Here is a 20,167-nt window from a genome sequence, read left to right as displayed (position 1 = left end):
ATGATGGCCTGATAGGCAGGAGAGTTGTACCAAGCCTGTGCCTGCGCTAACGAGTCGAACTTGATGATCACCAGACGCCCTTGTGCACCGAAGCCTTCTTTCACGTCCATTTCACCGCCGCGAACGATGAAGCGTCCGCTAAACGGCTTGAAGGTCGATTCGACTGCGGCGCTGTAAGGCTTGATGCCTTCGGGATCGGTCGCCTGAAACTCCGCGACGTAATACGCCGGCTTTGTCACTGACGACGGCTGAGCCTGAACTGACAGGTGGACCAGGTTGATGGCCATGCCTAAGGCCGCGAACCAAACGAATCTCATGTTTTTCACGGAAATCCTCGCAGTGCAGTCTGGCCGGCTTCCGTCACGGCTGACCGCCCATTTTCTTGAAGATTAGCGGCATCGCTTTCGCATCCATGGCTTGCATGTCCACAAGCCGCAGTGATTTCACCATGTCCAACGTTGAAGTCTTATATTTCTGGAAATGCGGCGACCGTATATGCGCGTTGTAGGCATCGCGGTTCGCATAGATTTCCAGAATCCTGATCTGAGTCGGGTTCCCCCTTTGAGCGGACGGGAAGATGCATAGAACCCCTGGTTCGAGACGCACGGAAGCCTCGGCCTCTTCGCCCAGGATGCGCTGATATTCATCGACACTCTGGCTAACGACCTCGATTTCGGAAATGCGCACTAACATGGTCGTCGGTTCCTGTGCGTACACTTCTGAGTGCCCGATCAATAGCGCGACCGCGCATATCAATACCCGTATCAGGATGGTCGGAGGGCGGTGTCTCTTGAACATGGTGGATATCTCATTCTTCCTTTTAACATCTCTGAGCGATAGCGCTCTCATGGAGGTGTGGTGCCAGGCGTGCTTATCGTCGCCGTGCTGTCAGTGAACTATTCAGCCGCGAGGCGGCGTAATCGTCGGCGGCTGCTCTGGAAGCGGGGGCACGATCCCATCAACGGGATGCGGAACATACGGCTCCTCCAGTGCAGCGATTTCGACTTCCGTCAATGAGAAGTCGAGCGCGCTTATGGCAGTCGCGAGATGTTCGGGCTTTGTCGCCCCGACGATCGGGGCTGTGATGCCCGGCTTCGACAGCAGCCACGCCAGCGCAACATGCGCGCGCGGCACCCGGCGTATCTCGGCGATACGCGCCACGACCTCGACGACTTTCTGGTCCTGACTTTCTGCGTTTTGGTACATCTTCAAAGCAAACGCATCGTTCTGCGTCCGCGTGGTGGTTTCGCTCCAGCTGCGCGTTAACCTGCCACGGGCCATGGGACTCCAGGGAATGACGCCGACGCCCTGATCGGCGCAAAGCGGCAGCATTTCCCGCTCTTCTTCGCGGTAAAGGAGGTTGTATTGCGGCTGCATTGAGATGAAACGTGTCCAGCCGTTGCGCTCTGCGATGTGTTGCATCTTCGCGAAGCGCCATGCCTCCATGGACGACGCACCGATGTAGCGGACCTTCCCCGCTTTCACGATGTCGTGCAGCGCTTCCATGGTTTCCTCGACAGGCGTGCCGTGATCGAAGCGGTGGATCTGGTAAAGGTCCACATAGTCCATCCCGAGTCGGTTCAAGCTGTCGTCGATTGACTGGAAAAGCGCTTTCCGAGACAGGAATCCGGTATTGGGCGAGTTGCGCCAGGGGAAAAAAGCTTTGGTGGCGACGACAATTTCTTCGCGCCGGGCCATGTCGTTAAGCGCTCGCCCTGTAATTTCCTCGGAACTTCCGCCCGAATAGATATTTGCAGTGTCGAAAAAGTTGATGCCGGCCTCCAGTGCCTGCCGGAAAAACGGTCGAGATGCCGCTTCATCGAGCGACCAAGGCTGAGGCAGACGGTTCGGCTCTCCATAGCTCATGCAGCCAAGGCAAAGGCGTGAGACTTTAAGACCCGTCCGGCCAACGTTGACATATTTCATTTTCATCTCCAATGATCTGTGATGACCAAACACCATGGATCTAGGGCGCATTGCCTGCGGCCAACCTGGATTAAAAACTTTTCCAGGTCACGGGCCGGCCCTGAGATGTGCGGTGCCACATCTCAGGCGTCGCTAGCTGCGAAAAGCGCTTCCCACCCTACGAACGGGCCAAGTGGAATGATTTCCCAGTCAATAACGCCGACCTTGGCGAGCGGGAAATCGGCGAGAGCCAGCTTTGCGGCCTCTATCGAATCGCTCTCGGCAATGATGGCGACACCGAGACGATCCTGACGGAAATAAATGTCGCGCATGAACCCGGATTTATAGAGTTGCCAGCCGTGGCGTACTTCGTCCAGAAGGTGAGGTTCGTATTTTTCGGGGCTGGAGCCGGGTAGCGGTATGTCGAGACAAAGCAATCTCATTGTCCCGCTCCGTCCATGAACTGCTTTGTCACCTCGGCGACGCGCTGGCCCAGATAGGCGGCCGTATCGAGATCGCTGCTGATGGGCGACAGTTCTGGCGACTCGTCATTCGATTGCGCCATTGCACCGAGCCAACCACCGACACGGTTCTTCTCCTGCGGTGACTTGCCCGGGAAAATGTCCAGGCCGACCCAGATCATCCCGTGCTGCGCGGCGAACAGCGCCATAGTAACGAGGGAATTGAGCTTGTCGCCGTGCATGGCGCCGGAGTTAGTGAATCCAGCGGCGATCTTGTTGCGCCATGACTGCGGGACCCACGCGGTGCGGGTCGAGTCTTCCATTACCTTCTTGAGACGTGCACTCACGGTGCCGTTATAGGTGGGCGAACCGAAGATGATCGCATCGCTCGCTGCAAGCTTGTCCCAAGGGGCGTCCCCGTCCGCAACGGCAATCAATTCCGCTTCGGCTCCCGGCACGCGCCGAACGCCGTCTGCCACAGCCTGGGCCTGCTTCGCCGTGTGGCCATAGCCACTGTCATAAAGGACGGTAACGATCATTTGTGTCGACATTGAGGTCAGCAATATGCTCATTGTCGTCGCGTGGAGCCGCTACCGGAAGTACGGTTTTGGTTGAGTGACTATCAACCAGCGGTTTAGAATGCGTTAAATGATGGGACTGCGTTCAACGCAAGGGATGACGTGGATTCTTCACAGCGGGTTCGGGGAATCGTTTCGCTGGTGCAAGCCGTGGACACCGGCAGTTTTGCGGCGGCCGGCCGGGTGCTGGGCATCACGTCGGCTGCCGTGAGCAAGAACGTCGCCGGCCTTGAAAAGGCATTGGGAGTGCGATTGATGAATCGCACGACCCGCGCGTTGAATCTGACCGAGGAGGGAGAGGCATTTCTCCGGCAAGCCCGGGTCGCGCTGGAGGCACTTGATGCCGCCGTTGATACGATTGCTGCACAGCGCGCCGTTCCTAGCGGGCGGGTTCGCATTTCGACAAGTGCTGCATTTGGGCACGACCATGTGATGCCGGCTTTACCGCCACTATTGGATCGCTATCCAAGCCTCTTGATCGAAGTCGACTTCGATGATCGCGTCGTGGATCTTGTGCGGGATGGCTATGACATCGCCTTCAGGGGCGGCAATATCCCTGATTCTGCCCTCGTCACCCGTCCGGTCTGTCGCCTGAATACGGTGTTGGTTGCCTCGACTGACTATCTGGCAAGGCACGGCGCACCGCGAACGCCTGACGAGTTGCAAGCGCATCGGCTCATTGCGCGGCGATTCCTGACCGGTCATATCGCGCCGTGGAATTTCAAGGCCGACGATGGAAGCATCACGACATTCGACCCTATGAACAAAGCATCGCTGACGCTATCTGCGCCGGAGTCGCTCGTTCAGGCAGCGTGCGACAGCGTTGGAATTGCCGAGGTCGCTGTTCATCTTGCCTGGGACCATCTGCGTTCCGGCACGCTGAAGATAGTTCTCCACAGGTGTCACCGGCCTGGAACATACGAGATGGTGATGCAGTATCCCCACAGGGCACTTACGGCACCACGGGTGCAGGTCACGGTGAGCCATCTGCTTGAGGCGCTGTCGGCAGACGACAAGCTGCATGTGTCCATGGATACCTTGAATGCCTACACCGCTTAGCGGCTACCTCCACGGATACCGTTGAGTAGTCGTCGGGCTCAAGCACCGAGGCCAGCACCCGCGCCGGAGCGCAGTGCTGGTGGATGCAACGGACACCTAACGGGCGCCCTTGAGAGCAAGCGCGCGGACAATCGCGTCGTTAAGCCAGTTATCATAAAACCGGCGCGAACGGCAGTCGCCACCGGTATCAGCGTCGCAACAACGGAATGTACGGCAGCTTCCGCCGAGGAGACTGTGCATGGCCCTACATCCTGTATCCGGGTTTCTTGAGCAGCGTTTCAAGCCGTGCCTGGATGTCCGGTCCATAAACCTCATCCTTCCATCGGTCCGACGAGACTTCCTCGAAGCCGACTGAGACAGACTCCTCTCCGTAGCCGAGGATGTCCATCACATCACGAGTGATGGCCTCGGCCAGCCGGCGCTTTTGCGCCTCCGTCTTGCCCGGCCAAGCTTTAACAATGACATGTGGCATGGCATTTTTCTCCAGGGGTGAACCGAGCGGGAAAGCGAGAAGTGCGCGTCCCGATCGGCAGGGCTCAATACGCTTGACTAGTAGGGCGGAAGAGCACTTCGTTGATGTCCACGTCTTCGGGCTGACTGATGGCGAACGCCACCACGCGCGCGAACGAGCTGGCCGGAATCGCCTTTTCATACGTCTTCGCCATCCCCGCGGCGATGTCTGGGTCGGTGATCGTGTCGGTTAGTTCAGTCGCGACCGCGCCAGGCGAAACGATGGTCGTGCGGATATTCCAGGGTTTGACCTCCTGGCGAAGTCCTTCCGAAATCGCTCGTACTGCCCACTTCGTACCGGCGTAGACGGCGCCTCCGGGGCCCACCTTATGACCCGCGACGGACGAAACGTTGATGATCTGGCCGCCTTTCTGCGCCTGCATGTGGGGCAGCGCAGCGCCGATACCGTACAGCACGCCCTTGATGTTGACGTCGATCATCCGGTCCCAATCGTCGATCTTCAGCTTGTCGAGCATCGAGCTTGGCATGAGGCCGGCGTTGTTGAGCAGTACATCGATCCGGCCGTGCAGTTCCACTGCACGATCGACCAGTGCCTGGACCTGACTGCGATCCGTCACGTCGGTCTGCAGGATGGCTTTTGCATCAAGTCCCAGTTCGCTCGCGAGTGCTTCGAGTCGATCGAGGCGACGCGCGCCGAGGACGACTTTGGCGCCTTCCCTTGCGAGGTGACGCGCGGTCTCTGCACCGAGTCCGCTGCTGGCGCCAGTAATGACGACCACTTTGCCGTGAATGTTTTCACTCATCGCTATTTCCTCGTTTTCCGATAATGCCGATCATGTCGCCCGCTTCGAGAAAACATCCTTGAACACGGGCATTGCAGAGAAGACGTTCGGCCAACCCGCGTAAAAAGCGAGCTGCGTGAGGGCCTCGGACGCCTCGTCCCTGGTAAGCCGGTTGTCCATCGCCCGATTCAGGTGATACGGAATCTGCGCGACCTGGCCGTTTGCAACGAGCGCGCTTACCGTCACGAGACTTCGGAGATCCCTTCCTTTCATTGCGCACGGGCAGACATGAGCAGCGCTGCACATGTAACTGCAACGACACGCGCGAAACGGCGCGTCTTCGGGTCACGGTTGGCGATATTGCTCATCGGTGACCTGTTCACGCCAGTTGACGTTCTCACTATCGAGCGCCTCTTGGAGCGCGATGTGTGTCATTCCGGTGGCGGACGTGGCGCCGTGCCAATGCTTCACGCCCGCCGGAATCGACACCACGTCGCCCGCAGCGATCTCCTGCTTTTGCTCGCCCCACGCTTGTATCCATCCCCTGCCGGACGTGACAATCAGCGTCTGTCGAAGCGGATGTGTGTGCCACGCCGTAGGCGCGCCCGATTCGAACGTCACCCATCCCCGGATGGGCGCGACGGTGCCTTGGGCTGAAACAGAGGATCGATGCGTACCTGGCCGGCAAAGCGTTGATTGCTTCCGGACACTGATGGCTGCGAGCCGCTATGCGCGACCGTGATCGGCTCAGGGCCACCGTCCGCGGCGCGGGCTCCAAATGACACCAAGACGACGCAGGCGATGAGTGCGGCACGCGTCATCACTTCTCGCCGCTGCCGAGGTAATGCTCGTCCGTCACCTTTTCCAGCCATTCAACGTTTTTGCCGTCGAGCGCTTCCTGAATTGCGATATGCGTCATCGCGGTCGTCGAGGTCGCGCCGTGCCAGTGCTTGTGGCCCGGCGGGCACCAGATCACGTCGCCGGCGCGGATTTCCACGCGCGACTCGCCGTCGCATTGCGTCCAGCCGCATCCTGCCGTCACCACTAACGTCTGGCCAAGCGGATGGGTATGCCAGGCCGTGCGCGCGCCGGGCTCGAACGTTACGCTTGCGCACGAGACCTGCGCGGGCGGCGGCGGAGCGTTCAGCGGATCAATCCGCACCGTGCCGGTGAACCATTCGTCTGGCCCCTTCATTGACGGTTGAGAGCCTGCGCGTTTCAGTTCCATGGTCGTTCCTTGTCTATGTCGTGAAGGCATATGCCACCTGACACTAATCTACCCGCTGGCCATTGATGCGACTAGGTGGCAATATCGGCATGCCCTTATGCACGGGAGCATGAATTGAAGGAAGATTTCAACGATTTAGTCGGTTTTATGACAGTCGCGCGGGAGCGCAACTTCACGCGGGCGGCGGCGCAATTGGGCGTCTCACAGTCAGCATTGAGTCGTACTGTGGCCGCTCTCGAAAAACGGATGGGCTTGCAGTTGTTGACGCGCACTACCCGTAGCGTTTCACCGACTGACGCCGGCGAGCGGCTGCTTTTGGCCATCGGGCCTCGCTTTGAAGAAATCGAGGCCGAGGTGGACTCGTTGCGCGCGATGACGAATCGGCCGGCGGGGACGGTGAGGATCACGACCACGGACTACGCAGCGAACGCGCACGTCTGGCCCCGGTTGCAGCCGCTGCTGCGCCAGTATCCCGAACTGCACATTGAGTTGGTGAATGACTACGGATTAGCTGACATCGTTGCGGATCGATATGACATCGGCGTGCGGCTCGGCGACCAGGTCGCCAAAGACATGGTCGCGGTGCGTATTGCGCCCGATATGACGATGGCGGTTGTCGCGTCGCCGTCATATCTGAAAGCAAGGCCGCCAGCGAAAACACCGCAGGAGCTCACGCTGCATAACTGCATCAATTTGAGGTTGCCGACACGGAACGCTCTGCTTCCCTGGGAACTGCGTAAGGGACGGCGCGAATTGCAGGTGTGGGTTGAAGGGCAGCTTACTTTCAATAACGTCTACCAGATGGTCGACGCATCGCTGGCCGGCTTTGGGCTCGCCTACGTGCCCAAGGACCTTGCCGACGAGCATGTGCGTGCAGGGCGTTTGAGATGGGTGTTGGAAGACTGGTTTCCCACATTCGTCGGGCATCACGTCTATTACGCGAGCCGCAGCAAATCGTCGCGCGCGGTCGAGCTTGTTGTCGACGCATTGAAAGCGGGTTATCAGGCGCGAGCGCGATGACGGATTGATACCCCAAGCGAAGCGCAGGAATTGTTTGTCGGCCGTTTAAATAATAACGCCCTCAGCATCGTGACACGCATCACATCACTAGACGTTTGCTGTTTCCCCTCAAGAACTTAGGGCTTGGGTCGGGGCGTTATTGACAGGGTTATCCACATAAGCTGTGGATAGGTAGCATGTTGGTGGCGACTGGTTATCAACCTGATAACGATGCGCCGAAATCCGGGAGTCGGCGGCGGCCTTTCCGTGAAGAACATAAAGAGGCAGCTACGGCGGTTCGATGCTAACAGCGGACGTGCATGGCAGAACGCCTCCGCGCTGCCGCGAAATACTGAGAGCGCTGCTCCGGACCTTAGATAAATGCAGCGAGGGAAGGGGCGTGCTTCGGGCCGACCGGCGCCTGCTTCCTCGCAGGCGCACCCTTGCTAACTGAAACGATGCGCTTCTTACTTCAGAGCGAATGCGTCGTAAGCAACGGCGTTTCCAAGCATCTCGGCGTGGCCGACTCCCGGGTATTAAGCCAGTCATACGTTTTCCATGCCGCTCCAAAGGTGAAGAACATTCAAAAGTAGTCCGGCTGGATCGCACGCGCGACTCTGCAAACGGTATTGTTACAATTTAGTTCAGGGTTCAATTTTTTGAAAATGAATTACTGAAAAACGAGTGTTTTCAGCGCCTGGCATTTCGAAGAACATTTCAGCCCGAATATCGCATTGTTTTAATGATGGCCCGATGTTATACATCTCGTAGTCACGCGTCGGCCGAGCACAGCCGCCCGACGTTAGTGCCAACTCTTCCGACTGAAGAGCTCCGGCGGTGGCCTTCAAGCGTGGACGGGTTGTGACCGGTGGCGCGCTGGAGAGAATTCCGCACCACGGGGATGGGACCTGAAAAAGCGGAGGCGCTGGCGAAGCTAGAGGCGCGGGACCCGAAACAGTCTGGCGGAGTCGGTCATCCCACGACCGATGGAAGGGGCACCCACGTTAATCGCCGGGGGCCCTGGTATTGCCTTTCTACTCTAAAAAAAGATATGCTCACTGAGGAGTTTCTCGAGTGAGCGGTGTTTTCATTTCTCAAAAAGAAAATCCTCACAACAGGATATGCTCGATCCGCAAAGGCATATGCCTGAGTAAGCATACCCTTTCGTCGCTTCGCGTTTGTGCGATCGAGGGCCGCTGCGCGGCTGGCAGCCAGGGCGGTGCGGTGGCGGGCGAGACGGTCATGTGTCGACCGTTGGCGGCGCGAAGCTTCTCGCGGCGAAGGGCGTTTCAACGGAGTCCTGCTCAGCGCTTTCTCGATGTCGTCGCGCGAGCAAAGGATTCGTGTTGTCCCAGCGCGGTATGTTGGCCGCTGCGCGGCTGGCAGCCAGGGAGGAGGGTGAACGGGGCTCGACGATCGCGAAGCCGACTCAGGTTCCGTTCCTGGCCCGCGGTTGTCTCGTCGATCTCGGCTGGAAAACGCGTATGCCGATGGCCCTTTGTCGCAGTGGAGTAGTCCTGCAGAAGGGGGCAACAACAGACCTGATGCGAGTTCCGTTGCGGCAGGTACTGACGAACGTGATTCTCACCGAGCGACTTGCGCCGTTTATGAAAGCCTCGCCCGTCGCAGCGTGAGGAGCTACTAGGAGCGACTGTGTGGTGCGCGGCTGCCGGCCGCACACCTGCTTGGCTGCCGGTCGTTCAGGAACACATGGCAAAGTCGCGGATCGTAAGCCCTCGGCTTACATTGCCGCGTCTTGAATCATCCTGACTACGCCACGAACACTGCCAAGAACCTATTGAAGAACGAGCTGCTGCATATCGCGAAAGTCGGGCGCCTTTCCGGCTGACAGACTATCTTGACCGCACCTGACCGGCATTTTCTCGCGCCGCGCTTGGCGCCCTGAAGCGGCTCACGGTGGTAGCCTCGTCATGCATACGCGAACGCCCGGCGCACGCGACGATGTGGAGTCGCCCGTGAGGTTGCGGCGCCGGCGCTGCAAGCAGCAAGAAAAGGCCAGTCGCGAGAGACGGGCCAAGGTCTTTCCGAGGGCTAAGTGCCATGCAAGCGCGCCCGGACACATCCATACAACGTAATCTTCTGTGCTTCGAGGCGCGAAACTCCGTCCAGTCGGTCTCGTTAGCGACGCTTCTCGTAGTGGTCGCCCGTGCGCGAATTTTTGTAGTGGCCACCCTTGTGCGAAGAGCCGTGTCCGCCAGCGTAGTGACCACCACGCGCTTGCGCGATGACCGGAACGATTAGCGACGCACAGATCAGCGCGGCGATGAGTTTCTTCATTTGGTTTCCCCTGTGAGCGATTGCGCCGCCGAAATGGCGACACCATCGATGTCGGCATGCCGCTACATGACTTAATCGGTGGAAACCCGGGAATCAGTCTGCAAATACTGAGGTTCCCCGCTGCAGAACGCGTCGGTCGATACAGCCCCACCATTTATGGCCGTTGCTGTTGGCACTGCTGATGCGATGGCATCTGCTCTGCCGTCGCTTTTCCCGTCGCCCAGAGAAATTGAGGCGAAAGCGGGCAAGTCGGCCATCGTCCGGTTACAGTAAATCAGGCGATGAAGTGATCTCTTATGGGCTAGTTTGAGCGGCCTTGCGACGACCAAAGAACATGATTAAGGAAGGGGCGTTCCCACCACTGACTTTAGTCACTGGCTGTGGCATAGTGCGGCCATACTTAACTTTGGGAAGAGATCATGGCCACGCTACAAGACTTAGAGGCGCGAATTGCCAAGCTCCAGGCTCAGGCTGAAGCGATTGCTAAAAAGGAGTCTTCAACAGTACTGGCGAAGGTCCACGAGCTCTTAGAAAAGCACGGTCTGACAACGGCAGATGTCGACGCTTTCGGCGCATCAAATGGGAAACGACGCGGCGAGAGCGTCGATACATCAAGCAAGCATGCAGGCGCTGCAAAATACGCGGATCCGAAGACTGGGGCGACGTGGACCGGCCACGGACGTGCGCCGGCTTGGATTGCCAATGCCAGAGATCATAGTAAGTTTCTTGTCGATGGCGGAAAGGTTGCGACGACATCGCCCGCGAACAAGCAGCCAAAAGCCGGCAACTATGTGCGTGGTCCACAAGAGCCGAAATATCGCGACCCACAGAGTGGTGCGACGTGGAGCGGCCGAGGAAAGGCGCCCGGATGGCTTGCGTCAGCCGCGGACCGCGCAGTGTTTCTGATCAATGCGTCGGGTGCAGCGTCTTCGGAATCGACGAAGCCTGCTGCGAAGAAGGCGACAGCCAAGAAAGCGACGGCGAAGAAAGTGACAGCTAAGAAGGCGACGGCGAAGAAAGCGGTAGTCAAGAAGATACCGACCCAAAAGTCGGCCGCCCAGAAGGCAGCCACCAAGACAGCGGCGACAAAGAAAACGACGGCCAAGAAGGTTGCGGCGAAGAAAGGTGCTGCAAAAACAGCTGCTGCAAAGAAGGCGCCGGCTCGAACCGCTGCGACTGCGACCAGCGAGGCTTCGGCGACGACTGCTCCCGTGAAGACAGCGGCGACCAAGAAAGCGGCAGCAAAGAAGGGCAGCGCAAGGAAAGTGGCCGTCAAGAAGGTATCTCAAGCACCGGAGAGCGCGCCGCTGGTATCCAGTCCGCAACCGGAAGCGGGGGAGAGCGGTACGTCGGAAACGGCATAATCCACATGACGCGCGACACGCTGTGGTCTCCCTACGCGCTCGCGCGCTGTCTTCTCTTGGCTACCAAAGAAATCGCTATCAATCGGGCCGGAGCCTGGCGGTCGAGGTCCGACGTTCCTGCGCCGTCCGGCGCGAGAACGCAAGATAACCTTGATTAGGCCGAGCAGATCTTTGTAGCAAAGACTGATCCGTATGCTTTTGGAGCATCGCGCTGCCCGCTTGAGTCTCGTCTGTGCTTGCGGCGAATGACTTTGAGGCGATTTCAACGGGAAGTCGTATTGTTACAATGTTCTTCGCCCGAAGCGTTTTGAAAAAAGCTCATCGAATAAAGGAAGATTTTGTTGGAATGAAATCTAAGAGCAAATTTTGGCTCGATCTTCGATTGGCGATTGAGCGACTTCGGTGTTATACATCGATAGTCACGCGTCGGCCGAGTTCCGAGCCGCCCGACGTTAATGCCGCTTCTTCCGACTGAAGAGCTTCGGCGGTGACCTCCAGCGTGGACGGGTGCGACCGGTGGCGCGCTGGGGAAATCGGACTACCACGGGGGTAGCTTGAAACAGTCCGGGCGGTGGCGAAGAGAGAGCCGCGACCTTGAAGTCTGTCGGAGCCATTCAAATATGAAATGGTGGAAGGGGTGCCTGCGCGATATAGCAGGGGCTCCGGCTATTCCTGGCTACCCTAAAGCGAAGATATGCTCACTAGGATCTTCTTCCGTGAGCATATCTTTCCATTCTCAAAAGAACATGTTTCGCTTTAGCATATGCTCAATCTTACAGAGAATATGCTTGGCTCTCGTCGCGCCCATTTGTAAGCAGGCCGCTGCGCGGCTGGCAGCCAGGAGCGGATGCTTGCAGCGAACATCTTTCTCCCGTTGCCGACAAACAGGCGCGTCTATTAGCGGCTCGCGCGTGTCCGTGCTTCGTCACTGATCTGCTCCGAGGGCGAATATTCTCCATGCTTCACCTTGGTGGCCACAGCGCGGCTGGTGGCCAAGGAGCCGATGTGTGCGTCGCTCAGTCGCTCGCGTTGCCGATTAGCGTCTCGGGGAGCAGGGCCGCGGTCAAGCTGTCATCGGTGCCTTCGTTGATCTGCTGTGCGGGGTGCGTTTGAGTCTTCGCGCTGCTGGGCCGGCACTCACCTAGCATCGCAGCCACCTTCGTGTCCGATCGCTCTCTCGTGGCGGCACGCGCCGTCAGCGCTCTCGACAATGAGAGTGAGATTCCCCGCTACCGTGGTCCAACGTCGAACGGCCAGTTTGCTTCTGTCTGACTAACGTAGCGAGCGTTGTTTTTCGACTGATACTGTCTCGGTTTCCGCGTCTCCAATGACTTTGAGTGGGATCTCACGGACACCCATTGCGCGCTCAATGAGCAAACTATCGCCTTCGGCGACGAGGAACTCCTGGAGTCGGCCGAAGTCCCCGCACCAAAGCATTTCGATGTCTTTGTCGCGGGCGACATCGCGATTTGCGGATAGCGCTACTGCGCGAACTTGTAGTCGGCTCGACTTTGTTTGTCCAGCGACTTCCACACCGTAACCAGGCAAGGCTGGGTTCTTAACGACGACGCGGCCATCGCGCGCCCATGCGGTCTCCATGCCGTCGTTGACCTCGTAACCAAGGCGCGCGAAGCCCTTTAGAATTGCGTCGCGTCGTGCGTGTGCCGTTTGGCGTTGCTGCTCTTGCTCAACGACCTTCTTGCATTCCTCCGCAAGCTGGGCAATCGCCTGCAAGGACGTTGCGAGGCCGCATTGCTCGACTCGCATGAACAAAGCCATGGCCTCGGCGGAAGTGTTCGCGCTGATCTCAGCCGCGAGCTGTTGCAGTTCTTCGATTACTGAACGATGTGCTCGGGTCGCGTCGACGGCACTAGAGAGGTCAAGTATCAAACTATCGAGTAAAAGGTTACGACGCTGCTCGTTTGTCTCGGCTTCGATCGAGCGCAATCTGGCCGAAAATTTTTCAACATCAGCCTCTTCAAGGAACACTTGCGCCTCAGCAATCTGGCGGTCGACGCGGTCGCAGAGAAGGTTGTTCGAGTGCGAAATGTTCGTCGCTCTCCACTCGGCAAAGTCTTTAGGCGTATCGGTGCCTAACAGCCGGCTTGCAAGCTTTTGCTGCGCCTCGCTGATTTTCCGCGAAGGCTCCGGTACGAGAAGATTGAACCCTTGAGCCAGCAGAGTGTCCGCGTTTACGACGTCCTCGCCCGACGTGATGAGGTCGAGCTTCGACGCGAGATCCTGCGGCACGACGATGCCTTTGGACTTGAGCGCGTGCATGAGTGTCGTCGCGCTATCGCGTCCCTGTCGCCTACGCTTCGCGGCCTGTTCCGCTTTCTCGACCGCAGCGCGTTGCCGCCGTCCGACGTCTGCCTTCAGGAAGGCAATCTCATCTGGAACCTTCTTCTGCAGTTCCATGAAAGCATCCTTGGCAATCAATGCAGCAAGTGCCTTACGACGTTCGTGGGTCGCAGCGATCTCCTCAGCCGAAAGCTCTCGAATACGCTGCCCCGATATTGTCCATGCGGCAATCGCCTGGTCGAGCCGGTGTAGCTGAGCTTCGCATATAGCGAGAACTTCTTCGCGCGTGACGATTCGCACAACCTTCGGCCCACTCATGCTACGACCTCCGTTTTCAGGGCTGCGTCGATTGCCGCTTTCAGGCGAGCTTTTTCCACTTCTGGCTCGTGATACCAGGCTTGAGATGAAACGCGATGCAGCGTCGGTATGGCCCGCCGCAGGACGGAGGGTCGCCAGATTTCGCGCGCCCTGGCTCTTTGGAGCAGGTGGTGGCGCGGGGCGTCACACTCGATACCGATGGCGTACAAGCCGGTTTCCGGGTCGGCGATAGCGAAATCAAGACCGAAGGCGTCGCCTTCCTGAGCGATAACGGGCGACAGTCCAAGCTCACGCAGATATTCGAGAACATCCGTCGAAAAGCCGTCGGGTTCGCCGCTTTCCTGCAACTTGAGATGAGCGCGTTCGCTGCTCATGCGGCCAAGAAGCGCTTGCCCGGTTGGGAGCTCTCCATTTGACATCGCGCGTGCATACTCCAGATAGCCTTGGAGGTAATCACGCGGGATGGCCGGCTTACGCTTGGTGTTGAGCATGTCCGAAATATCCCGGATGGGCATCGATGTCACAAGCACGACTTTCTGTCGAGCGCGCGTCACTGCGACGTTCAGGCGACGTTCGCCACCTTTTTGTCCAAGCACGCCAAAAAACCGCTTGAACGCGCCCTGGCTGTTGCGGCCAAACGTAGTCGAAAAGACAATGACATCGCGCTCATCGCCCTGGACGTTTTCCACGTTCTTGACGAAGACGCCCATGTCTTCGCCACCGTCGGAACGATCGCTTTCTTCCCGATACGCATTTCGGAACTCCTCGTCTTCTTCTGCGCGTAGCTCCAGCCGTTCCTCGATGAGGTTAGCCTGCTTAAGATTGAACGTGACGACGCCTACCGACGGGCGTTGGTCAAAAGGAAGTTTCCACAGTTCCGCGAGGTATTCGACCACGCGGTCCGCCTCATCAGAATTCGTCTGGCGTTCATAGATACCGTTGACCGGAATCAGCTCCAATGGCTTGATTTCCCGAATCGTCGCTTCGGGATGCCGGACCGGCACGCTGAGTTCGTTGTCGTAGAACGCGGCGTTCGAGTAGCCGTTCAGTTCGCGATAGGCAGAGCGATAGTGAATCTGCAAGGTGGTAACGGGGAGGGAACTACGTGCCAGTTGGAGCAGGTCGGGGCAGTCCTTAATCTCGCGACGGTTCCAGGTGTCTTCGAAGAGTTCGCGTTCTTCCTCGGTTGCGTCTTCGTCGGGCTGCTCTCCGTCATAAATCTCCGTTTCGTCGCTGTCCGTGCGACCCGAGAAGAACTTTGCCGGCGGCATCTGCTTTTCGTCACCGCTCACCACGGAGACGCCGCCACGGAACAGCGTGGGAATGGCGTACTCAACCGGCATCTGTGACGCCTCGTCGTAGACCACTGAGTCGAACAGATTGGACTTGAGCGGCAAAACGCGGCTAGCAACGTCCGGATTCATCATCCAGACCGGGCGCAGTGCCATTAGGCCAAGGCCGGCGCCAAGTTCGATGAACTCCCGCAGACGACGACAGCGTCTGCCGCTCAGCCGGGTGACGTCCTCCCAGTCGCGCACCGAGCCCAGCTTGCTGCGGTCAATCCCGTTGCGAAGGACTTCGCGATTGAGTTGACGCATTTCTTCGTCGGCACCAGCCAGTGCTTCAACCTTTGCGGCCGTCTCAGTCTGGTCGAGAAGCAGTTCTGGGTTCTCCTGCTCGAAGCGACGCTTCCATCCTAGTCGTGCCTCTCGATTGATGAGGCGTCGCACTTCCCAATCGAGATCTTTGGGCGGGACACTCGCGAGAGCTGTCTCGTGGGTTCGCATGACTGCAAACAGCTCAAGCGCTTGCGCATTGAGGTGCTTCGAACGTGCGCGGAACTGTTGATAAGCGGCCAGCGTCGGCAGCGCGTCGTTGATACGGTTTAGGGGCGCCTGGTAGCTCACGTTCTCTGCAATGGCGCGGCGACAGGCATCAACCAGTTCTGGCGAGATCCATTCCTCAAGTCCGCTCAGCGCGTTGAGGCTGTGCTGGCGAGCGTTGTAACGAACGAAGGCTGTCTCAAATCCGTCAAGCAGCTGTTTCACGTGAGACTGATCGCCCGTCATCACCGCCGAATCGAATTCGTCGCCGCGCGGTGCAATTGCAAGATGCTGCGCGAGCTCGCGTACCTCTTCGAGCTGGCGCAGGCGGGCGCGGCATTCTTCGGCGAGTGTCGGCCCGCATGCCGGTTCTACCGTATCCAGGTGCAACGAGCGGCTCGTCGCGTTCAACGCTTCGCGCTTCGGACGCCATAGCTGTTCAAGGCGCGCCGCCGCCAGCAGCACACGAAGCGCATCGTCAGTCGTTTGAGCACCACAGTTCGCAAGGTACTTTTTCAGCCCGCTGCGTCTGATGTAGCTCGCGGGATTGAGTCGACTGAAGAACGTCGGCGCTCTGGTGGCGAGTGCGGCGCGTGCTTCGATGTCGTTGAGTTCTGCATTGCCCAGCTGCGTGAGCGCTGGCGATAGCGTCTTGTCGAAGGCGGCACCATCGATTTCCAACAACTCTTGATGGAGTTGCTTCATTACGGCGTAGTGCTGATGACCAGGTGAGTCGGCTTTGTCGGCCGGTCGAAACAGGGGCAACCATTGGGCGAGACGCTTGCGCTGGGTCTCGTCGAGGCTTACGAGGCGGCCTGCGTTTGTGTCGAGCCACGCTCGATACGGCGCAGGGTCGTCAACATCAAACCGTGCCGGATGGGCGGCGAGGGTATCGACACGTAACTGCTCAGCCTCGCGAAAGCTCGCGAACACGGCGTTAAATTCCTCGACTGTTGCAGGATCGGTCGCAAACGACTTCAACTGTGCGAGCGCGCTACCTTCGAACTTGGCTGGGAGCCAATAGCGGGCGAGCGGGGCGCATTGCTCCTCGAGCGTTGTCAACGCAGAGATGTCGAGCCCGGCAAGCTTTGCTCGAAGCTGCGGAACGCTAACAGGTGCGGACCCAGCCTCAAGCTGGATCAACTCGCCGAGCAACGCGCGATAGCTCAGGCCCGTCGAGTCGTCTACTCGATGGAGCGCTTGATGTTGGCGGTCGAGTTCGCCTTCCAGCGTTTCGATTCTTGCTGCCATGCGTTCGCGTTGGCGCACCCAGGTATTGTCAAACGACGAACCTCGAATGATGGCGTCAAGCTGCTCCCGGACAGCCCTGATCGTCGGCTCGCGGTCCTTGTTCACGTCATTGACCATGACGATGCGGTCACCTAGCCCTTCCGCGACTAGCCGCTTGTGTACCACCTCCAATGCAGCGTGCTTCTGGCACACGATCAGCAGGCTCTTGCCGCGTCCAATCGCGTCCGCAACCATGTTGACAATGGTCTGGCTCTTCCCGGTTCCCGGAGGGCCCTCAACGAGGAGACCGGGACCTTTCCGAGCTTGCATGATTGCAGACTCCTGCGACGGGTCGCTGGCCACGGTCAGAAAGCGCTCGATTTCGCTGGCTGACGCTTCGGGTGTCTCGTAGGCCGACTTGTCTTTGAGACGGAGCATCGATTCGAGCGCGGTCCCGGAGGGCGACAGTACCTTCAATTGGCGCAGGTCTTCACCAATCGCCTGGCCGGCGAAATCCACATGGAAGAAGACGCCGGCACACGCAATCCAAAGTTCGCCCACCGGCACGTCGGCTGTGGGAGAAGGCAGGGCGCTGAGTTGGCGACGATCGGAATTTGCCAGCAACCCAAATGCGTCGACCACGTCGGCGACTTTGAGCGCCGAGCGTCCGAGTATATCGTCCGCTGCGGCCCGCCATTCCTTGACCGAGTCCCGGCCGAGCAAACCTTCGAGCGCCGGGTTCAGCCGCACTTCCTCTCGCTCTCCGTCGAATGCCAGTGCAACCTGACCGCGGGCGCCTAGCTCCATCACCAGCTTGACCGGCCAGAGCAGAACGGGCGCAATGCGCGGACGCGAACCGCTCCGACCATCCTTGTAGTGCAGGAATGGGAATCCGAGGTAGAGGCCGTCAATCCCGGTATCCCGCTTGTACAGAGAAGTTTGTCTGAAGAGCGTATTCAGCCGGTTTTCCAGCGTCGTATTCGCGCCGAAAACCGCAGGGTCTACCGAAACCGACTGCGCATTGCGCTGAAGGAGATGCTCAAGCAGCGCCGCGCTCGAGTAACGCTCGCTGTTTAGTTCGTGGACATCCACCCGGCCAGTCGTTTTGCCAATGGTCATTCGCACCAAAGGGCCGCGCAACACAGTCGTGGCGACCTTCTTCTCGAAGAACTCCAGGATCTGAGATACGTATTGCTGCTTTTGCGGCTCTAGCCACTGCTCCGGAGGCACTGAAAGCAGGACAAGCACCTCATGCAGCGGCAATCGGCGTTCAAGGCGGAAATGCTCGGCCCACTCGTCAATTGACCGATGCCCGGTTCGAGCGAAGCCCGCGATCCGGTCGTCAACCTTCCGGAAGAGCTCTGCCCGGTCAAGCGCCAGTTCCGCCCGAGCCGCCTCCCGGTCGAAAGCAAGAACTTGTTCCCGTTCGGCTAGGTCAGCGGCCTGGTTGAGAATCTCCTCAACTGACCGGAACTGCGAAATCTTTGCGCTCAGAAGAACGATTAGGTCTTCCTCGCTGACAATTCTGCGCTCCGAGAGTGATAAAAGGCCCGAGTGAGTGGAGTCAGGTAGAAGGAGCCGCCGCTCTTCCCATTGCGCTGCCAATTGAGCTCGCGAAGTGGAGAGCACGGCGACGCGCACCATGTCCTCGTCTAGCTCGATGGCGTGATTGTGCGCACGGGTGCGGACTTCCTCGGCCCGCCGCCGAAGGCGCGAGAGCCACGTTTCTGTGTGCAGTCGCTCGAGGAACGAGGGTACCGAGCCCGTCACGAGTTCATAGCCCTCAAGCGGGTTTCGAAGCAGCCATCCTGGCGTAACTATGTCGCCGCGCAGGATAAGTGGCATTTCCGGGTTCAGAAGCTTGAGCGCGATCATCAGCCGGCAGTCGTCGTCAACGCCGTCAACCTGTGCAGCCTGACGCAGGCCGGCGAGTTCCTTAGACGGAAGGCCAGCTTCTTCCGCCCAGGTGACCATCACGCCACGATTCAGGTGGTCGCGGGCTTCGTCCCAGTTCTCGCGTTCCGCAGCCGCGAGTGCAAACACGGTGGGCTTGTGATATTGCCGTGAGCCGAGTGAGATGCTTGCGCCTTCAGCCGTATCAGTCTCGGACGTCGCCGCAGATGGCGCATCGACGTGCTTGCCTTCGAGCCAGTCCTTGACCTGCGCCCACTGCCATCGCCGATGGCGGTCGCGGGCCAGCAAGCCGCGCAGAAGAAGGTTAAGAGCGGGATCAAGGTCGTCCGGGAGCGTGACCCCGTTCGCCAGCACGTGAATCAAAAACGCACGTGGGTTGATACCCCCGAAGCATTTTCCCTCGGTCAACTGCTCGAGCAGGATCATGCCAAGGCTCCACCAGTCGGAAGCAGCAGCAACACCGCCGGCGATGGCTTCAGGCGCCATGTAGCGGGTCGTTTCGAGCGGAGAAACGATGTCGAGGTCGAATTCCGACAACCGTGCCGAGCCGAATCCGCTGATCACGAGATCGAGTGGCTCGCGACTCCGCACAAGCAACGTGCCCGGCCGAAGGTCCCGATGCCGCAAGCCAGCTTCGGAGAAAGAGTTGAGCGCCTGTCCGAGTTCGTCTACGACATGGCGAATCGTCGCCATGTCCCGCACCGCGATACCCACGTCGGCAAGCGTACCACCACTGAGCTCTTCGGCGACTTCATAAGCCCGCGTATTCCAACGACCGGTCTCGATAATTTCAGGGACGTGCTCACGCGGAAGGCGACGGACAACGTCGTAGACAGATGGGTCTGGCTCGGCACCGTCGCGGTAGAGCGTCAGAACCGCTTGCCGGTTGGTATCACAGTGCTGCACTACATAGCGCTCTCGCACGCCGTCGGTATTGGAAATCTGCCTGAGAACGCGCCACCCGTCGATTTGAGTCTCAGTCGTCTGCGGCAACGTCGTTTCATCGTCTCTGACGACGTGCTCGGCTTCGTCTGCACCCCGATCATGGGGCACGTCGTCTGCTGCCGTGGCGGGATCGGCCCCGCACTCTAGGCACATCAGGTCACCGTCATTCATCGGGTGCCCGTTAGTGCACAACAGCTGTGGCTTGACCTGCGCAGAGCGTTCCGCTTCGTTGCTTTCGTTGTTTGAGTGTTCGGCAGTGACCACCTCCTGGGGTCGCCACCCCGGCGCTCGAATCGGCAGGCCGGACAAGTCCCAGTTGCATGTGGTTCCGGCGACGGTGCCTGCGCAGAACCATTCCTCGACAGACCGCTCGGTCTTGCAGTTCGGGCAAAAACGCATCATTGCTGACATTTCCTGTCTTATCGGTTTTGCGCTTTGTCGGCGCTGATCCGGACGCTGTGGCCCTGATCTGTCAATAGGTCTTTCAAACG

16 protein-coding genes are annotated in these 20,167 nt (G+C 59.0%); 3 read left to right on the top strand and 13 right to left on the bottom strand.

Annotation, left to right across the window (positions count from 1 at the left end; genetic code table 11):
• The 5 genes from P7F28_RS02265 to P7F28_RS02245 form a co-directional block, all read right to left on the bottom strand.
• A partial coding sequence (locus P7F28_RS02265) for a DUF1330 domain-containing protein (RefSeq protein WP_277182816.1) occupies positions 1-287 on the bottom strand: 287 nt, incomplete at its 3' end.
• A 73-nt stretch (positions 288-360) separates the two neighbouring features.
• A complete protein-coding gene (locus tag P7F28_RS02260; RefSeq protein WP_277182815.1) occupies positions 361-693 on the bottom strand; it encodes a putative quinol monooxygenase in 333 nt (110 codons plus the stop codon).
• A gap of 207 nt (positions 694-900) precedes the next feature.
• Positions 901-1,926 (bottom strand): aldo/keto reductase, encoded by a 1,026-nt coding sequence (locus P7F28_RS02255; RefSeq protein ID WP_277182814.1) that lies wholly within the window; start codon positions 1,924-1,926, stop codon positions 901-903.
• A gap of 122 nt (positions 1,927-2,048) precedes the next feature.
• Complete coding sequence (locus P7F28_RS02250) at positions 2,049-2,348, bottom strand: superoxide dismutase (RefSeq protein ID WP_277182813.1); 300 nt, start codon at positions 2,346-2,348, stop codon at positions 2,049-2,051.
• Complete coding sequence (locus tag P7F28_RS02245) at positions 2,345-2,905, bottom strand: flavodoxin family protein (protein ID WP_277182821.1); 561 nt, start codon at positions 2,903-2,905, stop codon at positions 2,345-2,347. The genes P7F28_RS02250 and P7F28_RS02245 overlap by 4 nt, the downstream gene beginning before the upstream one ends.
• A gap of 141 nt (positions 2,906-3,046) precedes the next feature.
• On the opposite strand from P7F28_RS02245, the gene P7F28_RS02240 reads away from it, so the two are divergent.
• A complete protein-coding gene (locus tag P7F28_RS02240) occupies positions 3,047-4,003 on the top strand; it encodes a LysR family transcriptional regulator (RefSeq protein WP_277182812.1) in 957 nt (318 codons plus the stop codon).
• Between the two features lie 244 nt (positions 4,004-4,247).
• Here P7F28_RS02240 and P7F28_RS02235 read toward each other — a convergent pair whose 3' ends face one another.
• From P7F28_RS02235 to P7F28_RS02215, 5 genes are all read right to left on the bottom strand, one after another.
• Positions 4,248-4,475: a tautomerase family protein gene (locus P7F28_RS02235; RefSeq protein ID WP_277182811.1), complete on the bottom strand. Its 228-nt coding sequence runs from the start codon at positions 4,473-4,475 to the stop codon at positions 4,248-4,250.
• 64 nt (positions 4,476-4,539) lie between these two features.
• A complete protein-coding gene (locus P7F28_RS02230; protein WP_277182810.1) occupies positions 4,540-5,277 on the bottom strand; it encodes an SDR family oxidoreductase in 738 nt (245 codons plus the stop codon).
• A 30-nt stretch (positions 5,278-5,307) separates the two neighbouring features.
• Positions 5,308-5,529 carry a carboxymuconolactone decarboxylase family protein gene (locus P7F28_RS02225; protein WP_368860317.1) on the bottom strand — a complete coding sequence of 74 codons (222 nt, stop codon included), beginning with the start codon at positions 5,527-5,529 and terminating at the stop codon, positions 5,308-5,310.
• A 72-nt stretch (positions 5,530-5,601) separates the two neighbouring features.
• Complete coding sequence (locus P7F28_RS02220) at positions 5,602-5,877, bottom strand: cupin domain-containing protein (RefSeq protein WP_370467213.1); 276 nt, start codon at positions 5,875-5,877, stop codon at positions 5,602-5,604.
• 199 nt (positions 5,878-6,076) lie between these two features.
• On the bottom strand, positions 6,077-6,484 hold the full coding sequence (locus P7F28_RS02215; RefSeq protein WP_277182809.1) for a cupin domain-containing protein: 408 nt from the start codon (positions 6,482-6,484) through the stop codon (positions 6,077-6,079).
• 114 nt (positions 6,485-6,598) lie between these two features.
• Between P7F28_RS02215 and P7F28_RS02210 the strand changes: the two genes are divergently transcribed.
• Complete coding sequence (locus P7F28_RS02210) at positions 6,599-7,504, top strand: LysR family transcriptional regulator (RefSeq protein WP_277182808.1); 906 nt, start codon at positions 6,599-6,601, stop codon at positions 7,502-7,504.
• A 2,118-nt stretch (positions 7,505-9,622) separates the two neighbouring features.
• Here P7F28_RS02210 and P7F28_RS02205 read toward each other — a convergent pair.
• Positions 9,623-9,781, bottom strand: a complete 159-nt coding sequence (locus P7F28_RS02205; RefSeq protein WP_277182807.1) for a hypothetical protein — start codon at positions 9,779-9,781, stop codon at positions 9,623-9,625.
• A gap of 419 nt (positions 9,782-10,200) precedes the next feature.
• On the opposite strand from P7F28_RS02205, the gene P7F28_RS02200 reads away from it, so the two are divergent.
• Positions 10,201-11,145 (top strand): H-NS family nucleoid-associated regulatory protein, encoded by a 945-nt coding sequence (locus P7F28_RS02200; RefSeq protein WP_277182806.1) that lies wholly within the window; start codon positions 10,201-10,203, stop codon positions 11,143-11,145.
• A 1,272-nt stretch (positions 11,146-12,417) separates the two neighbouring features.
• Here the strand turns inward: P7F28_RS02200 and P7F28_RS02195 are convergent.
• Together P7F28_RS02195 and P7F28_RS02190 are read right to left on the bottom strand one after the other, a co-directional pair.
• Positions 12,418-13,764: a hypothetical protein gene (locus P7F28_RS02195; protein WP_277182805.1), complete on the bottom strand. Its 1,347-nt coding sequence runs from the start codon at positions 13,762-13,764 to the stop codon at positions 12,418-12,420.
• Positions 13,761-20,078, bottom strand: a complete 6,318-nt coding sequence (locus P7F28_RS02190) for an AAA domain-containing protein (protein WP_277182804.1) — start codon at positions 20,076-20,078, stop codon at positions 13,761-13,763. The genes P7F28_RS02195 and P7F28_RS02190 overlap by 4 nt, the downstream gene beginning before the upstream one ends.
• Between the last annotated feature and the right edge of the window lie 89 nt (positions 20,079-20,167).

It is taken from the genome of Caballeronia sp. BR00000012568055, assembly GCF_029439455.1.
GTDB lineage: Bacteria > Pseudomonadota > Gammaproteobacteria > Burkholderiales > Burkholderiaceae > Caballeronia.
This window is presented reverse-complemented; position numbering and strand designations above follow the sequence as displayed.